Source organism: Halomonas kalidii (assembly GCF_030010475.1).
GTDB lineage: Bacteria > Pseudomonadota > Gammaproteobacteria > Pseudomonadales > Halomonadaceae > Halomonas > Halomonas heilongjiangensis.
Genome location: NZ_JASCQN010000038.1, coordinates 1 through 20,410, shown reverse-complemented (window position 1 = coordinate 20,410; position 20,410 = coordinate 1). Strand labels below are relative to the sequence as shown.

Annotated in this window: 18 protein-coding genes; 11 read left to right on the top strand and 7 right to left on the bottom strand. The window is 69.2% G+C overall.

What is annotated here, in order from left to right:
• Nucleotides 1-436 precede the first annotated feature (436 nt).
• Nucleotides 437-880, top strand: a complete 444-nt coding sequence (locus QLQ85_RS10725) for a phasin family protein (RefSeq protein WP_282738976.1) — start codon at nt 437-439, stop codon at nt 878-880.
• Between the two features lie 128 nt (nt 881-1,008).
• Here the strand turns inward: QLQ85_RS10725 and QLQ85_RS10720 are convergent, their stop codons facing one another.
• Nucleotides 1,009-1,296 (bottom strand): type II toxin-antitoxin system RelE/ParE family toxin, encoded by a 288-nt coding sequence (locus QLQ85_RS10720; RefSeq protein WP_282738986.1) that lies wholly within the window; start codon nt 1,294-1,296, stop codon nt 1,009-1,011.
• Nucleotides 1,293-1,571 carry a CopG family ribbon-helix-helix protein gene (locus QLQ85_RS10715; protein ID WP_282738975.1) on the bottom strand — a complete coding sequence of 93 codons (279 nt, stop codon included), beginning with the start codon at nt 1,569-1,571 and terminating at the stop codon, nt 1,293-1,295. Before QLQ85_RS10715 ends, QLQ85_RS10720 begins: the two co-directional genes overlap by 4 nt.
• A gap of 385 nt (nt 1,572-1,956) precedes the next feature.
• Here QLQ85_RS10715 and QLQ85_RS10710 point away from each other — a divergent pair, with 385 nt between their 5' ends.
• Nucleotides 1,957-2,400 (top strand): phasin family protein, encoded by a 444-nt coding sequence (locus QLQ85_RS10710; RefSeq protein ID WP_282738974.1) that lies wholly within the window; start codon nt 1,957-1,959, stop codon nt 2,398-2,400.
• 322 nt (nt 2,401-2,722) lie between these two features.
• Here the strand turns inward: QLQ85_RS10710 and QLQ85_RS10705 are convergent, their stop codons facing one another.
• A complete protein-coding gene (locus tag QLQ85_RS10705; RefSeq protein ID WP_282720650.1) occupies nt 2,723-2,890 on the bottom strand; it encodes a hypothetical protein in 168 nt (55 codons plus the stop codon).
• Nucleotides 2,891-3,109: 219 nt separating this feature from the next.
• Here QLQ85_RS10705 and QLQ85_RS10700 point away from each other — a divergent pair, with 219 nt between their 5' ends.
• Both QLQ85_RS10700 and QLQ85_RS10695 read left to right on the top strand, forming a co-directional pair.
• Entirely contained in the window at nt 3,110-3,643 is a 534-nt protein-coding gene (locus QLQ85_RS10700) for an anti-virulence regulator CigR family protein (protein WP_282738973.1), read from the top strand.
• Between the two features lie 99 nt (nt 3,644-3,742).
• Nucleotides 3,743-4,012, top strand: coding sequence for a DUF2442 domain-containing protein (locus QLQ85_RS10695; protein ID WP_282738972.1), 270 nt, complete (start codon nt 3,743-3,745; stop codon nt 4,010-4,012).
• Between the two features lie 505 nt (nt 4,013-4,517).
• Here QLQ85_RS10695 and QLQ85_RS10690 read toward each other — a convergent pair.
• Together QLQ85_RS10690 and QLQ85_RS10685 are read right to left on the bottom strand one after the other, a co-directional pair.
• The gene (locus tag QLQ85_RS10690; protein WP_282738971.1) at nt 4,518-5,507 is read right to left on the bottom strand and encodes a sensor domain-containing diguanylate cyclase; all 990 of its coding nucleotides are present in this window, start codon (nt 5,505-5,507) and stop codon (nt 4,518-4,520) included.
• A gap of 16 nt (nt 5,508-5,523) precedes the next feature.
• Complete coding sequence (locus QLQ85_RS10685; RefSeq protein WP_282738970.1) at nt 5,524-6,339, bottom strand: alpha/beta fold hydrolase; 816 nt, start codon at nt 6,337-6,339, stop codon at nt 5,524-5,526.
• A gap of 158 nt (nt 6,340-6,497) precedes the next feature.
• Between QLQ85_RS10685 and QLQ85_RS10680 the strand changes: the two genes are divergently transcribed.
• The 4 genes from QLQ85_RS10680 (at nt 6,498) to QLQ85_RS10665 (ending at nt 10,883) form a co-directional block, all read left to right on the top strand.
• A complete protein-coding gene (locus QLQ85_RS10680; RefSeq protein ID WP_282738969.1) occupies nt 6,498-8,951 on the top strand; it encodes a Lon protease family protein in 2,454 nt (817 codons plus the stop codon).
• On the top strand, nt 8,944-9,708 hold the full coding sequence (locus tag QLQ85_RS10675; protein WP_282738968.1) for a universal stress protein: 765 nt from the start codon (nt 8,944-8,946) through the stop codon (nt 9,706-9,708). Before QLQ85_RS10680 ends, QLQ85_RS10675 begins: the two co-directional genes overlap by 8 nt.
• A gap of 209 nt (nt 9,709-9,917) precedes the next feature.
• Entirely contained in the window at nt 9,918-10,373 is a 456-nt protein-coding gene (locus QLQ85_RS10670) for a hypothetical protein (protein WP_282738967.1), read from the top strand.
• A gap of 72 nt (nt 10,374-10,445) precedes the next feature.
• Nucleotides 10,446-10,883 carry a low molecular weight protein-tyrosine-phosphatase gene (locus QLQ85_RS10665; RefSeq protein ID WP_282738966.1) on the top strand — a complete coding sequence of 146 codons (438 nt, stop codon included), beginning with the start codon at nt 10,446-10,448 and terminating at the stop codon, nt 10,881-10,883.
• Nucleotides 10,884-11,023: 140 nt separating this feature from the next.
• On the opposite strand, the gene QLQ85_RS10660 is transcribed toward QLQ85_RS10665, so the two are convergent.
• Together QLQ85_RS10660 and acnB are read right to left on the bottom strand one after the other, a co-directional pair.
• Nucleotides 11,024-11,626 (bottom strand): outer membrane beta-barrel protein, encoded by a 603-nt coding sequence (locus QLQ85_RS10660; protein WP_282738965.1) that lies wholly within the window; start codon nt 11,624-11,626, stop codon nt 11,024-11,026.
• A gap of 274 nt (nt 11,627-11,900) precedes the next feature.
• Entirely contained in the window at nt 11,901-14,504 is a 2,604-nt protein-coding gene (gene acnB, locus QLQ85_RS10655) for a bifunctional aconitate hydratase 2/2-methylisocitrate dehydratase (protein WP_282738964.1), read from the bottom strand.
• Nucleotides 14,505-14,757: 253 nt separating this feature from the next.
• On the opposite strand from acnB, the gene QLQ85_RS10650 reads away from it, so the two are divergent.
• From QLQ85_RS10650 to QLQ85_RS10640, 3 genes are read left to right on the top strand one after another with little or no spacing between them, the layout of a single operon-like run.
• Nucleotides 14,758-15,201, top strand: coding sequence for a DUF1289 domain-containing protein (locus QLQ85_RS10650; RefSeq protein WP_282720660.1), 444 nt, complete (start codon nt 14,758-14,760; stop codon nt 15,199-15,201).
• 22 nt (nt 15,202-15,223) lie between these two features.
• Nucleotides 15,224-15,871: a tRNA-(ms[2]io[6]A)-hydroxylase gene (miaE, locus tag QLQ85_RS10645; protein WP_282738963.1), complete on the top strand. Its 648-nt coding sequence runs from the start codon at nt 15,224-15,226 to the stop codon at nt 15,869-15,871.
• Between the two features lie 33 nt (nt 15,872-15,904).
• Nucleotides 15,905-19,810 carry an AAA family ATPase gene (locus QLQ85_RS10640; RefSeq protein ID WP_282738985.1) on the top strand — a complete coding sequence of 1,302 codons (3,906 nt, stop codon included), beginning with the start codon at nt 15,905-15,907 and terminating at the stop codon, nt 19,808-19,810.
• The last annotated feature ends 600 nt before the right edge of the window (nt 19,811-20,410 follow it).

Genomic DNA, 20,410 nt, shown 5'->3' with positions numbered 1-20,410 from the left:
CGCTGGTCGTTCTGCCGCCAGCGGTGATCCCCCTGGAGAAAGCGCCGGGGCGGCGTTGCCGGGCCCGACTCTCGGTGGTGGTGTTTGTAACCTTCCACCATGGTCGATAAGACCCTGGTGGAAGGTCGGCCAAGAGCAAGGTGGCGGTGTTGGTGGGTCGCCAACGTTGGGAGGCCCTAGGGGGTCAGACCCCGGCGGCGGCGAATCCGCTCGCAAGGCGCACCATGACGGGCTTCGTGACTTGGCTGGGGTCTGACCCCATAGGGGCAGCCTCGGCGCCTGTAGTCGCGTACGGCTCGGGCAGGGCAGCCCCCATTGCCCCCGGGCGCCGATGCCACGATCGATGTTGCACTGCACAAAAATCCCTGCTACTGTGCAGTGCAGTAGAGCGGGAATCTCCCGTTCCATGGCATTCAGAACCCCGGAGGTTCCCCTCATGACCAACGCATTCGCTTTCGACACCAAGTCATTCGACACCGCCCAGCTCGAGTCCGTGTTCTTCGGCCCGGCGCGTGCCTTCGCCGCCCTGTCCATCGACTTCACCGAGAAGCTGGTCAGCGCCCAGCTCGACGCCACCCAGGCCTATGCCGATTTCAGCCTGGCGCAGCTGCGCAGCCTGGTCGAGGTCAAGGATGCCGAGGGCCTGAAGAGCTACCTGGAAGGCCAGCAGCAGGTGGCCAAGGACCTGTCCGAGCGCCTGAAGGGCGATGCCGACAAGGTCGTGGCCCTGCAGCAGGACTTCATCCAGGAAGGCCAGAAGCTGACCGAGGGCAGCGTCCAGCAGGCCCAGCAAAGCCTGCAGCAGGCCACCGAGACCGCGACCCAGGCGGTCAAGGAAGTCGCTCCCAAGGCCAAGGAAGCATCTCCCAAGGCCAAGTAAGCTCGGGCCCGCCCCGCGGGCCACGATGACGCCAGACCACGGGCCGCCGATCGATGATCGGCGGCCCGTTCGTATGGGTAAGGGTAATCGGGGACAGACCCCCATTTCCCTGTCATTGCTACCAGATGTCAGTACCCGGCTTCTTTCTGATGACAGACGGCGAGGATAACGGCCTTCTGCCCATCGAGGCGGTACAATGCGATATAGCCGTCACTGCCGAAGTCGATCGGCCATTCACGATATTCCGGTTCAAGGTCTTCAACGAGCCGCCCCAGTTGGGGTTGGTGTGCCAGAATCCCGATTCCGGCGCGGATTGCCTTCACTGCTCGGCTGGCGGCATCGGGGTTCTTGTGTGAGAGGAAACGATAGCGTCGTTGCACATCGGTCAGGGCCTGTGGTGTCCACTCAAGGTTCACTTGTGGCAAGCGGGAATCTCCACATCCTCGCCGGCTTCAAGCCTTGCCAGCCAGGCGTCGGCATCCTCCTGGGTCAGGTGCAGGCCGGTTCGCTGATATTCCTCCCACGCGCGGAGGGCGTCCTGCTTGAACGACTCGCGCTTCTCCTCTCGCGCTACATACTCGGCGATCGCCTCACGCATGATCCAGTGGGCTGTGCGCCGACGGGCCTGGGCAAGCTGCTGCACTCGACCTTTCAGCTCGTCATCCAGCTTGATGGACGTAGGGGTTGCCATATTGGCCTCCGAATCATGGGGGTAATACCTTTGACTACTATAGTTGACGCACTCTCCCGGGTCGAGACTGATAGGGCAATGGGGCTAATGAGGGACGGCCTCCATTTCCGCCCCCCTGTGGGAGCTTGGCTCCGCCGAGCGATCGGCGCCGCAGGCGCCTTGGCGGTGGCCGCCAGCGTGGCCGACAGCCGCCCAGCGCCGCTTCGCGCCGCCATCGCCCCGCAAAGCGTGGCTCCCACAGGGCGGTAGATTCCCTCCCTGTGGGAGCTTGGCTCCGCAGGCGCCCCCCGGCGATGTTGCACTGCACAAAAATCCCTGCTATTGTGCAGTGCAGTAGAGCGGGAATCTCCCGTTCCATGGCATTCAGAACCCCGGAGGTTCCATCATGACCAACGCATTCGCTTTCGACGCCAAGTCATTCGACACCGCCCAGCTCGAGTCCGTGTTCTTCGGCCCGGCGCGCGCCTTCGCCGCCCTGTCCATCGACTTCACCGAGAAGCTGGTCAGCGCCCAGCTCGACGCCACCCAGGCCTATGCCGATTCCAGCCTGGCGCAGCTGCGCGGCCTGGTGGAGGTCAAGGATGCCGAGGGCCTGAAGAGCTACCTGGAAGGCCAGCAGCAGGTGGCCAATGACCTGTCCGAGCGCCTGAAGGGCGATGCCGACAAGGTCGTGGCCCTGCAGCAGGAGTTCATCCAGGAAGGCCAGAAGCTGACCGAGGGCAGCGTCCAGCAGGCCCAGGAAAGCCTGCAGCAGGCCACCGAGACCGCGACCCAGGCGGTCAAGGAAGTCGCTCCCAAGGCCAAGGACGCATCTCCCAAGGCCAAGTAAGCTCGGGCCCGCCCCGCGGGCCGCGATGACGCCAGACCACGGGCCGCCGATCGATGATCGGCGGCCCGTTCGTATGGGTAAGGGGCATGGGGAGCCGGGCTGCGCCGAGCGATCGGCGCAGCAGGCGCCTTGGCGGTAGCCGCCAGCGTGGCCGACAGCCGCCCAGCGCCGCTGCGCGCCGCCATCGCCCCGCAAAGCGTGGCTCCCACAGGGTGGTAGAGTCCCTGCCTGTGGGAGTTTGGCTGCGCCGAGCGATTGGCGCCGCAGGCGCCCTTCAGGGGCGGGCCTCGCCGCCCTTTATTCTGCGACTATGCCGCCATCACTACAGATAGAACCGCGGCAGGCGCCGGGTGCGGCGCTGCCGGGCCCGGCCATCGGCGGCGGTGCGGGGCTTGTCCCAGATGGTCAGGAAGCGCTCGGTGGCGATGGCCACCGGGCGGGAGCGGTCGAGGGGCTGGGCCCCGGGGGCCGCGAGGCGTTCGTGGGTCATGGCGTGGTGTCGGGCCGGCTCGCCGGGGGCAAGGGGCACGCTCCTTGATATGAGTTTGGAAGCATTTTCCACTACATTCGACTTTAGTTCAAGAAAAACGCCCCAGGGTCGATGTCGCTCGGCAGTGGAAGCGCCGTGGTCGGTGTTCTTGCTTGCTGCACATGGCTTGCACATCCGGCGCCTACACTGAGGGGACATGCCCACCGAAAGGAGTTCGCCATGCGCGGGATCGGATCCACCACAGGCCCCATGCTGCTTGCCGCGTTGCTCGGCCTCACCCTGGCCGCCGGCCCGGCGCTGGCCCAGCCCGCCGACAACCCCGGCCGCGGTCAGGGGCAGGGGCAGGAGAAGAAGGCCCCCGGCCAGCAGCGCCAGCAGGCCGAGTCGCCCCAGCGCGATCGCGACTACTGGCGAGAGCGGGAGCGTGAGAGTCGCGGCGAGGCGCGCGGCGACTATCGTGACGAGCGGCGCGATGGCCCGCGGATCGACGAACGCGAGGTGCGGCGGATCTTCGAGCAGCGCCGCGACTGGGTCCGCGTCGATGACCGCGACAGCCTGCCCCCCGGCATCCGCATGAACCTGGCGCGCGGCAAGCCGCTGCCCCCGGGCATCGCCAGGAACTTCGACGAGCGGATGCTGGGCGAGCTGCCGCACCACGACGGCTACCGCTGGCAGCGCGTCGGCCCCGACGCGGTGCTGGTCGATACCGCCAACGATGTCATCCACGCGGTGCTGCGCGATATCCTCGACTGAGGGGCCTTCCGGTGGCGATGGCCGTTATCCTGTGTGCCGACGAGCCTTCAAGGAGCGGCTATCCTTGCCATGGGGAATGGGCCTTTCAGGGGGCGTGGAATGCATTCTTTGGTATCTGACAATGATCTTCGGGTGATGAGCGTGCAGGTCGACGATGATCGTCTCACCGTGGAACTGATGGATGGTCGGGCTATTGCTGTGCCTCTGGCCTGGTATCCAAAGTTGAGTAGTGCCACTCCGGCTCAGCGCAATAACTGGGAGATCGCGGGTGGCGGATATGGTATCCACTGGCCTGATCTTGACGAGGATTTGAGCACCGAAGGCCTGCTGAGGGGAGCGCGAGCACCACGCCCGCATCGGGTGGACTGAACGAGCCCCCGTTCCCCGACTTGCCTGAACAACCAGCGGCCGGCATATGCCGGCCGCTGGCGTTCTTGAGACTCAATCCTCGGGTGGCGCCTAAGAGAGACGAGAGATAGAACCGTGGTGGGCGCCGAGTGCGTCGCTGCCGGGAGGCCATGGGGAGGCTGACCCCGGGGCGGCCGCCGCCAGCGCCGGGGCGATTCCCCCTCGGGGGGCTGACCCTGACGAATCCCCACGTTTTTCTCGGCGTTGATCGCTTGTTCGACGAAAAAGGCGCCGAAGCTGCCCCTATGGGGTCAGACCCCAACCGAGTCACTAAGCCCATCATGCTGCGCCTTGCGAGCGGTATCGACACCGCCGGGGTCTGACCCCTTAGGGCCACCCAGCGCTGGCAGTCCATCACCAAGATGCTCTCAACTTGCTGATTTTTTCAGTAAGGCTCCTGGGGATCCCTCAGGGTCTGACCCCGGGCGGCCCCCCCCCTTCGTCCTCGCTTCTCTGCCGCCGCCGGTCATTCACAGACCCGGTTGCGGCCTGCGTGCCTGGCGGCGTCGAGGGCCCGCTCGGCGCGCTGGTAGAGGCTGGCGGCGGTGTCGTCGGGCTGGTAGCCGGCCAGCCCGATGCTCAGGGTGACCGGGGCGGGGGACCAGGGATGGTGCTCGACGGTGCGACGCAGCCGCTCGAGGGCGGGCCGGGCGGCGCTGGGCCCGGTGTGGGGCATCAGCAGCACGAACTCGGCGTCGCCGACGCGGGCGGCCAGGTCGTCGAGGCGCAGGGTGGCGCGCAGCAGGTCGGCGAGGGTCTCGAGGACCCGGTCGCCATGGGCACGGCCGTGGCGCTCGCTGAGGGTCGCGAAGTGGTCGATGTGGAGCCGCACCAGGGTGAAGGCGCTGGCGACCTTGTGGCGCTCGGCGGCGGCGAACAGCAGCTCCAGGGTGTCGTCGAGCCGCCGGCGGTTGGGCAGGCCGGTGAGCAGGTCGGTGGTGGCCCGGCGATCGAGGGTGCGGTCGAGCCGCGCGAGTTCGGCGCGACGCCCCTCCAGCAGGGTGCCGAGGGTCTCGAGCTCGGCGATGATGGCGTCCTTCTCGCGCAGGGCGCGTTCGGTGGCCCGGCGCGCCTCGAGCAGTTCACGCTCGAGGCGGTGCTTGCGCGGAATCGGCGTGAGGGCGAGCAGGGTGAGCCTGGCGCCCTGGTACGCCAGGCTCCTGGCGCTGCACATCACCGGCAGCGGGGCGGCCTCGGGCATGGCGAGCTCGAGGTGGATCTCGTCGGCATGCCCCTGGTTGGCCAGGCGGAAGTCGAGCAGCCCGAGGTAGATCACCCGCGCCGTGGGGGTGAACAGCTGGCTGGCGGGCCGGTCGACCAGCGTCTCGGCCCGGTGGCCGAACCAGTCGGCCAGGGTGCGGTTGATCGCCAGCACATGGCCGCCCTCGTCGATGACCAGTTGGCCGTCGGGAGAGCGGTTCCACCAATGGGCGAGGTCGTCCTTCTGGGGAGGCATCGTCAGGGCACCCTGGTCAGCGAGCCGTCGGCGAGGGCAGGTGGGCCTTGAGCGCCCGGGTCAGCCGCTCGGGGGCGGTGAGTTGGGGATAGTGGCCGGCACAGTCGAGCAGCTCCAGCTCGCTGTCCGGCAGGTGGCGCTGCAGGTAGTCGGCGGCACTGAGCGGCACGATGGCGTCATGGGTGGTCTGCACGACCACGCTGGGCACCGGCACCCGGGGCAGCAGGTGACGGATGTCGCCGAGGAAGACGGCGCGGGCCAGGGGGCGCAGCACCTCGGGGGGGACCGCCAGCAGGCGTTGCTGCAGGTCGTGGTGCCAGCCGGGGGTGGCGGCATTGCCCAGGGCCACCGTCGAGAGGCTGTTGGCCCAGTCCAGGTAGTTCTGCTCCATCAGTGTCAGCAGGGCGTCGAGCTGCTCGGGGCGGTAGCCGCCGCAATAGGCCGGCGGGTCGTCCAGGTAGCGGGCGGAGCTGCAGACCAGCAACAGCCGGCGGAAGGTGCGGGGGCGCTCGATGGCCGCCATCAGGCCGATGGTGCCGCCGATGGAGTGGCCGAGCAGCATGGCGTCCTCGAGCCCGAGGGCATCGCACAGGGCGACCACGTCCTCGGCATGGCCCTCGGGGCGGGCGTGACGCCCGGGCTCATAGGCGCTGCGGTCGGAGGCGCCGAAGCCGGCGAGGTCGAGCAGGATGATGCGGTAGTCGGCTTCGAAGACGGGGACGATCCGGCTCCAGACGGTCTGGTCGCAGCCGAAGCCGTGGACCATGACCAGTGGCGTGCTGCCCCGGCCATGCTCGGTGACATTCAGCAGGTGTCGGATATCGCAGGGCATAGCGGTCCTTCGCTGTTCCTGGGTGTCGGGTCGGGGTTCTTGATAGCCAGCATAGCATCCCCGTGAGCGGCCGGAGAGCGTGGCGGTGCCTCGATCCATATCGGGCGCACCGGCCGGCGATCTTCCATACTGGCGGTGACGGTAAAGGGAGAGATGCCATGGTGGAACCCCTGGAGGTGACGCAGGTATATCGGGCCTGCCCGGAGGAGGCCTTCGCCTTCGAGGTGACCAGCGAGCTGGAGTCGCTGGACCTGCTCGGCGGCCATGACCGGGCCCGGGAGGCGCTGAGCTTCGGCACGGCGATCAGAAGCGACGGCTTCAACCTGTTCGTGCTCGGCCAGCCGGGGCATGGCAAGCACTCCCTGGTGGGGCGCTTTCTCACCGAGCGCTCGCGGGGCGAGGCGCCACCGCCGGACTGGTGCTACCTGTTCAACTTCGACGACCCCACGGTGCCCTGCCAGATGGCGCTGCCGCCGGGCCTGGGCCGCCAGCTGCGCACCGACATCGAGCAGCTGGTGGAGGAGCTGCGCCGGGCGATTCCCGCGGTGTTCGAGAGCGAGGAGTACCAGAACCGCCTGCACGAGATGAAGCAGGCCATGGGCGAGCGCCAGAACGATGCGGTGGAGGCGGTGCGCCGCGAGGCCCGCGAGCAGGACATCATCCTGCTCTCGACCCCCAACGGCTTCACCTTCGCCCCGGCCGACGGCGACAAGATGATGTCGCCGGAGGACTACGAGGCCCTGGCCAGGGACGACCGCGAGCGCATCGAGGGCACGGTGGAGATCCTGCAGCGCAAGCTGACCCAGGCGATCCGCCAGATGCCGCGGCTGGCCAAGGAGCTGCGCGACCAGGTCCAGGCGCTCAACGAGGAGATGCTGCAGTCGGTGATCGGCGCCCCCCTGGCCGAGCTCGAGGAGCGCTACGCCGACGAGGCGGGGGTGCTGGCCCACCTGACGGCGATCCGCGAGGCGATCCTGCTGCACGTGGACTCCTTCCACGCCGACGACCCGGAGGTTCCCCCCGAGGCGGTGTTCAGCCGCTTCCAGGTCAACCTGCTGGTGGACAACGCCGACACCGAGGGGGCGCCGGTGATCTACCTGGACCTGCCCAGCCACCAGCACCTGGTCGGGCGCATCGAGCACCACGTGCACAACGGCACCCTGCTCACCGACTTCTCGCTGATCCGGGCCGGGGCCCTGCACCGCGCCAACGGCGGCTACCTGGTGCTCGACGTGCGCGGCGTGCTGACCCAGCCCGGCGCCTGGGAGACGCTCAAGCGCATCCTGCGTGCCGGCGAGATCCGTACCGAGTCGCTGGAGCAGGCCTACGGCCTGATCAGCACCGTCACCCTGGAGCCGGAGCCGATCCCGCTGGACCTCAAGGTGGTGCTGCTCGGCGAGCGGCTGCACTACTACCTGCTGTGCGAGCACGACCCGGAGTTCCTCGAGCTGTTCAAGGTGCAGGCCGACCTCGAGGACGAGCTCGTCCGCGACGAGGCGCAGCAGGGGTTCTATGCACGGATGATCGCCACCCTGGCGCGGGAGGCGGCGCTGCGTCCGCTGGATCGCAGCGGCGTGGCGGCGGTGATCGAGCGGGCCAGCCGCCTGGCCGACGACCAGCGCAAGCTCACCGCGCGTCACCGCGACCTCCACGACCTGCTGCTCGAGGCCGACCACTGGGCCGACGAGGCCGGCGTCACGGTGATCTCCCGGGCCCAGGTCGACAAGGCGGTGGCACAGCAGCTGTGGCGCGCCGGCCGCATCCGCGAGCTCAGCCACGAGCAGATCACCCGCGGCACCCGGATGATCGCCACCGAAGGGCGGGTGACGGGGCAGGTCAACGGCCTCTCGGTGCTGCAGGTCGGCGATTTCGCCTTCGGCCAGCCGACCCGCATCACCGCCACCGCGCGCCCGGGCAGCGGCCAGGTGGTGGACATCGAGCGCGAGTCGCGCCTGGGCGGGCGTGTCCACTCCAAGGCCGTGATGATCCTGTCGCGCTACCTGGCCAACCGCTACGCGCTGGACACGCCGCTGTCGCTCTCGGCGAGCCTCGCCTTCGAGCAGTCCTACGGTGGCACCGAGGGCGACAGCGCCTCGGTGGCCGAGGTCTGCGTCCTGGTGTCGGCCATCGCCCGGGTGCCCCTCGACCAGGCGCTGGCGGTGACCGGCTCGATCAATCAGCACGGCGAGGTTCAGGCGGTGGGGGGCGTCAACGAGAAGATCGAGGGCTTCTTCGATGTCTGCCGCGCCGGCGGTGAGCTGAGCGGGCAGGGGGTCCTGCTGCCGGCCAGCAATGTCGAGCACCTGATGCTCAAGGCCGAGGTGCGCGAGGCCATGGAAGCCGGCACCTTCCGGGTCTTTGCGATCCACCATGTGGACGAGGCGCTGGCGCTGCTCACCGGGCTCGAGCACGGCGAGGCCGACGAGCACGGCGCCTTCCCCGACGCGTGCCTGAACGGCCGCGTGCGGTCGCGGCTCGCCTCCTTCCGCAAGACGATCAAGGCCGCCCGGGGCAAGGGGGAGATCGAGAAGAGCGGGGGCGTGAAGGAGGAGGGGGCGAAGGAGGAGGGCGACAACGGCAACGGCAATGGCGGGGAGAACGACGATGAGTGATGAGGCGCGCACGTCTCCCGAGGCCGCCGCTGAACTGCCGGCGCGGGTGCTGGCGCTGCTGGACGCCTCGCGCCAGAGCCTGGCGGCGCTCGCCGCGGCGGTGGAGCTCGCCGCCGGCCGGAAGGCCGAGCTGGTGGCGCTGTTCGTCGAGGATCTCGACCTGCTGCACAGCGCGGCCTTTCCCTTCTCCTGCGAGGTGGGCGCCCAGAGCGGCCTGGCCCGGCCGCTGTCGCCGGAGGCGCTGGAGGCCAGCCTGGCCCGTCAGGTGCGGCGCGCCAGCCAGGCGCTGGCCGACGCCGTGGCCGGGCGCGAGGTGCGCCACCGCTTCCAGGTCAGCCGCGGCCGCGTGGCCAGCGAAGCGCTGGCGCTCGCCGGTCCCGGCGACGTGCTGGTGCTCGGCAAGGCCGGGCTCTCGGGGCAGTGGGGGGTGCGCCTGGGCTCCACCAGCCGCGCGCTGATCCTCGAGGCGCCCTGTACCGTGGTCATCTGGGACGAGCGCCTGCGGCCCAGCCGCGGCCCCCTGCGGCTGGTCTCGGACGCGGCCCCGCAACTGTCGGATACCGCCCTGATCACCCTGGCGCCGCTGTTCGACGGGGTGGAGGCCCTGCCGTCCATGGGCGCGACGGCGCTGGTACGCCACCTGGCCCGGGCCCGCAGCGGCGCCCTGCTGCTCCATCGCCCCGAGCTCGCCCGCCTCGCCGAGCAGGACCCGCAACTGCTCGCCCGCATCCCGGTACCGATCATCGTGGTGCCGTAGCCGATACTCCCGGCGCCGCTTCGCGCCGCAATCGCCCCGCAGAGCGTGGTTCCCACAGGGGGCTCAATGCCTGCCTTGTGGGAGCTTGGCTCCGCCGAGCGATTGGCGCCGATAGGCGCCTTGGCGGTGTCGATATGGCGGGCGTGGCCACCGCCGCCGCGTTCGAATATGGCAGAATGGCGGTTTTGCAGTGAACGAAGGATCGCCGCATGGCGTATTTTCTGGTGATGGGTGGCCTGGCGCTGTCCGTGTTCTTCACCTTCGGCTGGCTGTTGCTGCGTACCGGCCAGTGGCTGGCGCGGGGGTTGCCGGGCGGCGGCGCGGCGCGGCGGGCCAAGCGCCCGGCGCAGCGGGCCCCGGCGAAGAAGCCGGCCCGTGCCCCGGCGAAGGCGCGCCCCCGGGCGGCCACGAAGAAGCGCGAACCCCGCGAGCCCTGGCGGCTGACCCGCTGGCTCGCCCGGCGACGCTTCGCGCTGCCGCTCTCGCTGCTGGCGCTGCTGCTCTACGGCCTCACCCGGCTGGCCGAGTACGGCATGGGCTTCCGCCCCCACGATGTCCCCGGCGCCTACCACAGCCTGGTCGGCACCCTGGGCTGGATCGCCGCGGTGCTGCTCGCCATGGCGCTGGTCAACCTGCTCGCCGCCTGGCGCTGCCGAGGACGCTAATTTCGCTTAGGGGTCTGACCCCAAAGTTTACATAGGGGTCTGACCCCAAAGTTTGCTGACGACGGAGAGAGAATGTTCCAGCATATCCTGGTGGTTTGTGTCGGTAATATCTGCCGTAGCCCGGTGGCCGCCGCCATGCTCAGGGAGCGGCTGCCCGGCCGCCATATCGAATCCGCCGGGCTGGGCGCGCTGGTGGGGCACGGCGTCGAGCCCACCGCCCGGGCGCTGGCCGAGGCCGACGGGCTGGATGTGGACGGCCACCAGGCCCGCCAGCTCAACGCCGCGATGCTCGATGCCGCCGACCTGGTGCTGGTGATGAGCGAGGGGCAGCGCCGGGCCGCCGCGGAACTGGTCCCGGCTGCGCTGGGCAAGACCCTGCTGCTTGGCCGCTGGTTGAATGGCGGGAGTGGCCGCGAGATTCCCGACCCCTACCGCCGGGATGCCGAGGTATTCAGGGTGGTCCACGGCCTGCTGCGCGAAGCCACCGAGAGCTGGGCGGGCAGGTTGTAGGCGGTATCCGCCGGGGCGCCGGCATCGTCCACCCTGTGGGAGCCACGCTCCGCGGGGCGATGGCGGCGCGAAGCGCCGCTGGGGGTATTGGCCAGGTGGGAGGGCCGCCGCCCGGGCGAGGACCGGGCGGCGGCGGGGCGTCAGAAGCGCATGCCCACCGAGGCGGTGAAGGTGTCGATCTGGAAGTCGCTGTCGAAGTCGTAGCGTTCGTATTCGGCGCGCACCAGCACCGGGTCGAAGTTGAACTGGGCGCCGACACCGTAGACCGGATCGAAACCGTCGTTGTCCTGCAGGTCGAGGTTGACGTCGCCCAGGTTGCCGTCGACGTCGGTTTCCCACTGGGCCGCGCCGACCTTGGCGAAGGGAGTGAACCAGGAGGTCACCGGCAGTTGCCCGACCAGGCTGGCCCCAGCGGCGCTGGACTCCAGGTCGGTATTGGCGCCGTCGTTGCCGCGTAGCTGCACGCGGCCCAGGTCGGCGTAGAAGGCCTCGGCCGCCAGGTAGCGGTTGAACTGATAGCCGACGAACCCCTTCCAGACGTTGTCGTCGTCGTCGACATCGAAGTCGCTGCTGCCGCCCTCGATGAAGTCGTCGACGTCGTCGCGGTCGTTCTCCAGCGAGCTGAAGCCGGTACCGATGCCGAAGTAGGCATGCTGGTCGTCACCGGGGGCGGCGAGAATCGCGTTGGTGGCGAGCAGCGAGGTGGAGGCGAGCGAAACGGTAAGGAGGGTTCTGATTGACATGGTTCTCTCCTTGAAGTCCTTGGCATGGCAGTCGGTTCGGTGGCGACGCGGTCAAACATCCGTATGAGCGCATCGACCCTCCTCAACGTAGTGTCGGCCCCCGTGGCCCTCAAGCGGTATTCGGTAACCAAAGGTACCGGGGCGTCACCGATGGGCGACAGATAAAAAAAGCGCCCCGGATGGGGCGCTTCGGTCATCGGCTCAGGCCGCCGCGCGACGGCCATCGATGTTGCGAGCATCGGAGTCGAACCTGACTCTATCGGAATCCGGGGTATCAGGCGTCCTGGGCGACCGGAATCACGTTGGAAGCGGCGTTCTGATACTCCTCGATCTCATGGAAGTTCATGTAACGATAGATCTCCCCGGCCATGGCGTCGAATTCGCCCATGTAACGGCGGTATTCGTCGACGGTCGGCAGGCGACCCTCCACCGCGGCGACCGCCGCCAGCTCCGCCGAGGCCAGGTAGACGTTGGCGCCGTCGCCCAGGCGGTTGGGGAAGTTGCGGGTGGAGGTGGAGACCACGGTGCTCTTGGCGGCGACGCGGGCCTGGTTGCCCATGCACAGCGAGCAGCCCGGCATCTCCATGCGCGCCCCGGCGCGGCCGTAGATGCCGTAGTAGCCTTCCTCGGTCAGCTGGTGCTGGTCCATCTTGGTCGGCGGGGCCAGCCACAGGCGGGTCTTGAGGCTGCCGGCCGGCTGCTTCTCGAGCAGCTTGCCCGCGGCGCGGAAGTGGCCGATGTTGGTCATGCACGAGCCGATGAACACCTCGTCGATCTTCTCGCCGGCCACGTCGGAGAGCAGGCGGGCGTCGTCGGGGTCGTTGGGGGCGCAGAGCACCGGCTCCTTGAGTTCCTCGAGGTCGATCTCGATGACCTCGGCGTACTCGGCGTCCTGGTCGGCGCGCATCAGGCTCGGGTTGGCCAGCCACTCTTCCATGGCCAGGATGCGGCGCTCGATGGTGCGCCTGTCGCCGTAGCCGTTGGCGATCATCCACTTGAGCAGGGTGATGTTGGACTTCAGGTACTCGGTGACCGAGTCCTCGCCCAGGGTGATGGTGCAGCCGGCGGCGCTGCGCTCGGCGGAGGCGTCGGAGAGCTCGAAGGCCTGCTCGACGGTGAGATCCTCGAGGCCCTCGATCTCCAGCACGCGGCCGGAGAAGGCGTTCTTCTTGCCCGACTTCTCGACGGTCAGCAGGCCGGCCTGGATGGCGTAGTAGGGGATGGCGTGGACCAGGTCGCGCAGGGTGACGCCCGGCTGACGCTTGCCCTTGAAGCGCACCAGCACCGATTCCGGCATGTCCAGCGGCATCACGCCGGTGGCGGCGGCGAAGGCCACCAGGCCCGAGCCCGCCGGGAAGGAGATGCCCATGGGGAAGCGGGTGTGGGAGTCGCCGCCGGTGCCCACGGTGTCGGGCAGCAGCATGCGGTTCAGCCAGCTGTGGATGATGCCGTCGCCCGGGCGCAGCGACACGCCGCCGCGGTTCATGATGAAGTCGGGCAGGGTGTGGTGGGTGTCCACGTCCACGGGCTTCGGGTAGGCGGCGGTGTGGCAGAAGGACTGCATCACCAGGTCGGCCTGGAAGCCGAGGCAGGCGAGGTCCTTGAGCTCGTCGCGGGTCATCGGGCCGGTGGTGTCCTGGGAACCCACGGTGGTCATCTTCGGCTCGCAGTACATGCCCGGGCGCACGCCCTCCATGCCGCAGGCCTTGCCGACCATCTTCTGGGCCAGGGTGTAACCCTTGCCGGTGTCGGCGGGCTGCTCGGGCAGGCGGAAGACGTCGGACTGGGGCAGGCCCAGCGACTCGCGCGCCTTGCCGGTCAGGCCGCGGCCGATGATCAGCGGGATGCGGCCACCGGCGCGCACCTCGTCGAGGATCAGCTGGGTCTTGAGCTCGAAGGTGGTGACGACCTCGTCGGTGCCGTGCTTGCACACCTTGCCTGCATAGGGATAGACGTCGATGACGTCGCCCATCTCCATCGTGGAGACGTCCATCTCCACGGGCAGGGCGCCGGAATCTTCCATGGTATTGAAGAAGATCGGGGCGATCTTGCCGCCGAAGCAGAAGCCGCCGGCGCGCTTGTTGGGCACGTTGGGGATGTCGTCGCCGAAGAACCACAGCACCGAGTTGGTGGCGGACTTGCGCGAGGAGCCGGTGCCGACCACGTCGCCGACGTAGGCGACCGGGAAGCCCTTGGCCTTGACCGCCTCGATCTGCGCGAGCGGCCCGGTGGTGCCGGGGACTTCCGGCTCGATGCCGTCGCGCTCGTTCTTGAGCATGGCGTTGGCGTGCAGCGGGATATCGGGGCGCGACCAGGCATCCGGAGCGGGGGAGAGGTCGTCGGTGTTGGTCTCGCCGGGCACCTTGAACACGCTGAGGGTGATCTTCTCGGCGAGGGCGGGCCGGGAGAGGAACCACTCGGCGTCGGCCCAGGACTGGAGGACGTCCTTGGCCACGGCGTTGCCGGCGCGGGCACGCTCTTCCACGTCGTGGAAGGCGTCGAACATCAGCAGGGTGTGCTTGAGCTGTTCGCCGGTTTCCTTGGCCAGCTCGGCGTCGTCGAGCAGCTCGACCAGGGAGACGATGTTGTAGCCGCCCTGCATGGTGCCCAGCAGCTTGACCGCATGCACCTTGTCGATCAGCGGCGACTCGGCCTCGCCCTTGGCGATGGCGGTGAGGAAGCCGGCCTTGACGTAGGCCGCCTCGTCGACCCCCGGGGGAACGCGATTGGTCAGCAGGTCGAGGATGAACTCCTCCTCGCCGGCGGGTGGGCTCTTCAGCAGCTCGATCAGCGCGGCGACCTGCTCGGCGTTCAGCGGCTTCGGCGGGACGCCTTCGGCGGCGCGTTCCTCGACATGTTGGCGATAGGCTTCAAGCACGTTGGGGCCCTCATCTGTTGTGGTGGCCAAAGCACGCCGATTCGACGAAGAACGTCGGCGAAATGGCCGCTTTGGCTAGTGAAACTACCTAGTCACTGAGTGGCCGCGATTCTACGCCAAACTGTCGACAATGTTAAGCGAGCCCCGTGACGGGGGCCTTGAACTTTGGTCGGCGGGATATCGGTGCCGCTACATGATGTCACGCAAGGCTGCCCGCGTTACCATTGGTGACGTATCAACGGATGAGGTGTTCATGGGTGCCACCATCACTTCGCCCTGCGTCGGGCTCTGCTCCACCACCCTGGGCGATCGGGTGTGCCGCGGTTGCCAGCGCGGCGACGACGAGATCCGCGACTGGTTCGCACTGACCGCGGCCGAGCGGGGCGAGCGCATGGCCGAGCTGGACGCCCTGCGCGAGACGGTGGCCGGGCACTACCTGCGGCTGGTCGATGCCGAGCGCCTCGCGGCCCAGCTCGAGCGTCACCGCATCCGCGTCCGCCCCGAGCAACCGCCGCTGTCGCGGGCCGTGGAGCTGCTGCGGGTGGGGCGCGAGCGGATGCGTGACCTCTCCCGCTACGGCCTGGCGCCCCGGGAGGCATTCGGCGACCTGGAGGTCGGTGAACTGCATGCGCGCCTGAGCGCGGCCCTGGCGGATGCCGCCGAGCGGCGACGGGCCGGCGATGCGACCCTCTCCTGAACCCCCTAGCGAGCCGACGACCATGCCAGAGACCCTTGCCGAGACCCGGGACGTGCACGACGCCGAGGCGTTGCTGCCCGCCGACCTGCTCGCCTTCCTCGCCTGCCGTACCCCCGACGCCTGGGTGGCCTGGGCGCTGGAGAATCCCGAGCTGCTGCTGATCGACCATGCCCAGTGCGAGAAGAAGGCGGCCTCCACGGCGATGAGCCTGCTCTACCGCTACGTGGACCAGCCGCTGCTGCTGACCAAGATGTCGCAGCTCGCCCGCGAGGAGTTGCTGCACTTCGAGCAGGTGGTGAACCTGATGGAGGCGCGCGGCATCGTCTACCGCCATATCGGTGCGTCTCGCTACGCCGAGGGACTGCGTCGTCATGTGCGGGCTCAAGAACCCGAGCGACTGGTCGATATCCTGATCATCGGCGCCTTCATCGAGGCGCGCAGCTGCGAGCGTTTCGCGCGGCTGATCCCGCACCTCGATGACAAACTTGCCAAGTTCTATCGCAGTCTGGTTAAGTCGGAAGGACGCCACTACGAGGATTATCTGATGCTGGCCCGGCATCTCTCCCCGGCGCCCATCGAGTCACGCGTCGCTTTCTTCGCCGAGTGCGAGAGGGAGTTGATCGCCTCGCCCGATACGGTGTTTCGTTTCCACAGCGGCGTGCCGGCCTGAGGCATCCGCTTTCGCCACGCAGGATCGATCATGATGCGGGATTCCTCCGACGTCGTTGACACCAAGGGACCGGACCAGCTGGCGCTGTTCGGCCATTTCACGCTGACCCTGGGCGAGGATGCGATCTCCCAGTTCAGCTACGACAAGGTCAAGGCGCTGCTGGTCTACCTGCTGCTGCACCAGCAGCCCGTGAACCGAGCCACCCTGGCCGAGCTGCTGTGGCCCGACCAGGGGCTGTCGTCGGGGCGAACCAACCTGCGCCATGCCCTGCACTGCCTGCGCCAGTCGCTGGGCGAGGTCGCCGAGAAGGTGTTGGTGGTGTCGCGCCAGACCATCGCCTTCCGCCTGCCGGAGCGCTGGGAGTTCGATCTCCACGAGGTCCAGGCGCATCTCAAGGGGCCGCGGGACGTGGCCACCCTGGAGGCGCTGCTCGCGGATTACCAGGGCGACCTGGTGGAGGAGCTGCAGCTCGCGACCTGCGCCGAGTTCCAGCGCTGGCTGGTGCAGGTACGCAACGAGTGGCGCCAGCGGGTGATCCGCTTCGCCGAGGCGGTGCTCGAGCAGCACGATCCGATTCCCGACCACCTGCTGCAGGCCCTGGTCAGCCGCTTTCCCGGCTATGGCCCCTTCCACGAGCGGCTGGTGCACCAGCTCGCCGAGCAGGGGCAACTGGCCGCCGCCCACGAGCAGTACAACGCCTACCTGCAGCTGCTGGCGCTTTCCGGCCAGCAGCCGGAGCCGGCCTTCCTGCAACTGGCCCGCTACTGGTCCGATGCCTCGTCCGACTGTCACGGTCTCGCTGCACAGAACGGTTTCTCGCGCACCCTGGCGGCGGACAGCTCGCCGCTGCGCGAGGACGAGATCGAGCAGCGCCAGCTCTCGGTGATGGCGATTCGCCTGCGCCTCAAGGGCGATCTCTCCTCGCGGGCCGAGACCCGCGCCTGCCTGGCGCTGCAGTTCGAGCTGATGCGCTGGCTCGAGCAGCAGTGCCACCACCTGGGGGGGTTCTGGCTGCCCGGCGCCTCCGGGGGCCTGGGGCTGGCCTGCTTCGGTACCCACGGCCCGGCCCACCAGCTCGCCGAGCTGGTGGCGCTCTTCGAGCACTGCCGGCGGATGCTGCCCGAGGAGTCGGTCCGCCACTGGAGCGGCGAGGGCGAGCCGCCGCGAGTCGAGCTCGCCGCCGGCCTCAACAGCGGGCGGGTGGTCTACCTGCCCGAGCGGCATATGGTCGATCCCCTGGGCCAGGTGAGCCAGGGCTCGCTGGACCTGATGAGCGCCGCCGAGAGCAGCGAACTGGTGATCTCCCAGGAGGCGAGCCAGCACATGCCGCCGGCGCTCGATCTGCAGCCGCGGCTGTCGTCGCGACTGGTGGCGTGCGACGGCCGGGTGCGCCTGCGCGCGCTCGTCCTCGGTGCGAACGAGGGGGGGCGCGAGGCACTGCCGCCCAGCCTGATCGGCCGCGAGTCGGCGCTGCGCACCCTGCGCGACGCCCTGGCCCGGGCCGGCATCGGCCTGCGCCAGAGCGTGCTGGTGCGCGGCCCCTCGGGCATGGGCAAGTCGGCGCTGATGGTCGGCTTCCGCCAGCTCGAGCAGAGCCGCGATGCGGCGATCTGCTGGCAGCCGACGACGCGGCTCTCGGTCCAGGAGCCCTATGGCGTGGCGCGGCTGCTGCTGCGCTGGCGGTTGGCGGGCGAGATCGACGCCGAGGCCCTGTCACGGCTGCTCGCGGCCATCGGCGCGCCCGAGCTCGACGAGCGGCGTCGCCAGCTGCTCGAGGAGGCGCTCGGGGTGCGCGAGCCCGACGAGGTGGCGGTGCTGACCCAGAGCGGCGAGGCCGTGGAGCTGGTGGTGGGGCTGATGCAGCAACTGGTCACCACCCTGACCCGCGAGCGTACCCTGGTGGTGATGATCGACGACCTGCAGTGGCTCGACGAGCCCTCCTTCAAGGTGCTGGCCGGCCTGCAGGCCCGGCTGCCGATCAATTGCGCCTTCCTGCTGGTGGCCAGCCACCATGGCCGCGAGGCTCTGCCGGCGCGGCTGCACTGGGACCAGCAGATCACCCTGGGCCGACTGGATGCCATGCAGGCCTCGCGGCTGCTCTCGCAGCTGGCCAGGCGCTATCGCCTGCACCTCAGCCCGCGGCTGCGCGGCCAGATCATCGAACGCTGCGACGGCGTGCCGCTCTACCTGCAGGAGATCTGCCGGCGGGTCGACATGGATCGCCGCGAGGGGCGCAGCGTGCAGCTCGACGAGCTGCCCCGCGGGCTGCTGGGGCTGCTCGCCAGCCGCATCGACCAGCTCGACGGCGACCGTGTGGTGGCGCACGTGGCGGCGGTGCTGGGGCGGCGCTTCCGCCTCGACTTCCTCGCCGAGTGCAGCGGCTGGGAGATGTCGCGGCTGACCCGGGCGCTGGAGCAGATGCGCCGGCTGGAGATCATCGAACCGGCCGAAGGCGAGGAGGGCGGACGCGAGTACCAGTTCACCCACCAGCTGCTCCAGGAGGCCGCGTACCTGTCCTGTCCCCGCGACGTGCGGGTGGCGCTCCACCGCCAGGTCGTCGAGCTGATCGAGGAGCGATTCCCGATGTGGATCAGCCGCCACCCGGGTGACTTCGCCACCCACCTGCGCCGCAGTGGGCACTATGCCCGCGGGGCGCGCTACTTCGAGCTGGCCGCCCGCGAGGCGCTCAAGGTCAGCGCCAATCGTACGGCGCTGAAGATGGCCGATTTCGGCCTGGCCAGCCTGCGCCATGTGGGCGACCAGGGGGAACGCGAGATCAGCCTGCTCACCGTGCGCGGCCAGGCCGCCTTCGCGCTGGAGGGCCACGGCTCGCCGACCGCCCACGAGAGCTTCGCCAAGGCCCGCGAGCTGCTCGCCGGCAACGGCGGCGAGGCGGCCGATGTCGAGCAGGCCTTCCTCGTCAACTGGGGGCTCTGGGTGGGCTGCAGCCAGCGCCACTCCCATGCCGACGCCTTCTCGCTGGCCTCGCGGCTGGCCGATCTGGCGGCCCAGCTCGATGATCCGCGCTACCGCCGCCTCGCCGACTACGCCCGGGCCAGCTGCGAGTACTGGGCCGGCCGCATCGGCCAGGCCTACGATCACCTCGAGGAGATCGATCCGCTCAACGCCCCGATGATGATCGAGTGGCTGCCGTTTTCCGACCATCCCCAGGTGGCGGCGGCGTGCTTCCAGGGCTGGGCCCTCTGCCTGCGCAGCGATTACCGCCGGGCGGAGCAACAGGTCGAGTCGGCCATCCGCCTCGCCGAGCAGATCAACCATCCCGGCAGCCTGGCCATGGCGCTGCTCTACGCCTCGGCCCTCTACCGCCAGCTGGGCCATGTGCACCTGGCGGCGAGCCGCGCCGAACGCGCCTTCAAGCTGACCTGCACGCCCGACCTGCACCTGTGGCAGATTGCCGCCCGCGCGGTGCTCGGTTGGCAGCGGGCCCTCTCCGGCGACCGCGAGGGCCTCTCCCAGATCGAAGCCGCCCTGGAGGAGCTCTCCGAGGTCACCGGTCGCGACCGCTACCAGCGCCCGGCGCTGTGGTACGTGGACGCCTGCATCGCCCTGGGCGAGCTGGCGCGGGCCGAGGACTATCTCGACCAGACCCTGCTGATCGCCCGCGAGCGCACCACCCTGTTCGTGCCCGAGCTGGCCCTGCACCTGGTGCGGGTCCGCCATCGCCTGGGGCACTCCCGCGAGGAGGTGCGGGCGCTGGCCGAGCAGGCCCTGGCCCAGGCTCGCGACGATGGCAACCTGCACCAGCAGCTGTGTGCCCTGGAGCTGTGGCTGACCCTGATCGACCCCGATGACCAGGCGGCCCGCGAGGAGCTGCGCGGGCTGCTGGGCCGGGTGAGCCACAGCGACGCGCCGGTACTGGTGCGCTGGCGCACCCTGCTCGACCGGCGCCTGCCGCTGGTCGTTGATGCCGAGGGGTAGGAGACGGTGTTCGGCTGCGGCGCATCGCTCCCTGTGGGAGCTCCTGTAAGGACGAGCAGATGCCTGCCTTGTGGGAGCTTGGCTCCGCCGAGCGATCGGCGCCGCAGGCGCCTTGGCGGTGGTCGCCTAGCTGGCCGATGACCACCTGGCGCCGCTGCGCGGCGCATCGCCCCGCAGAGCGTGGCTCCCACAGGGAGGTAGATGCCCGTGCTGTGGGACTCCTGTAAGGACGAGCAGATGCCTGCCTTGTGGGAGCTTGGCTCCGCCGAGCGATCGGCGCCGCAGGCGCCCCAGTGGATGTCGCTGACGTGGCGGATAACCGCCCAGCGCCGCTGCGCGGCGCATCGCCCCGCAGAGCGTGGCTCCCACAGGGAGGTAGATGCCCGTGCTGTGGGAGCTCCTGTAAAGGACGAGCAGATGCCTGCCTTGTGGGAGCTTGGCTCCGCCGAGCGATTGGCGCCGCAGGCGCCCCAGTGGATGTCGCTGACGTGGCGGATAACCGCCAGCGCCGCTGCGCGGCGCATCGCCCCGCAGAGCGTGGCTCCCACAGGGAGGTAGATGCCCGTGCTGTGGGAGCTCCTGTAAGGACGAGCAGATGCC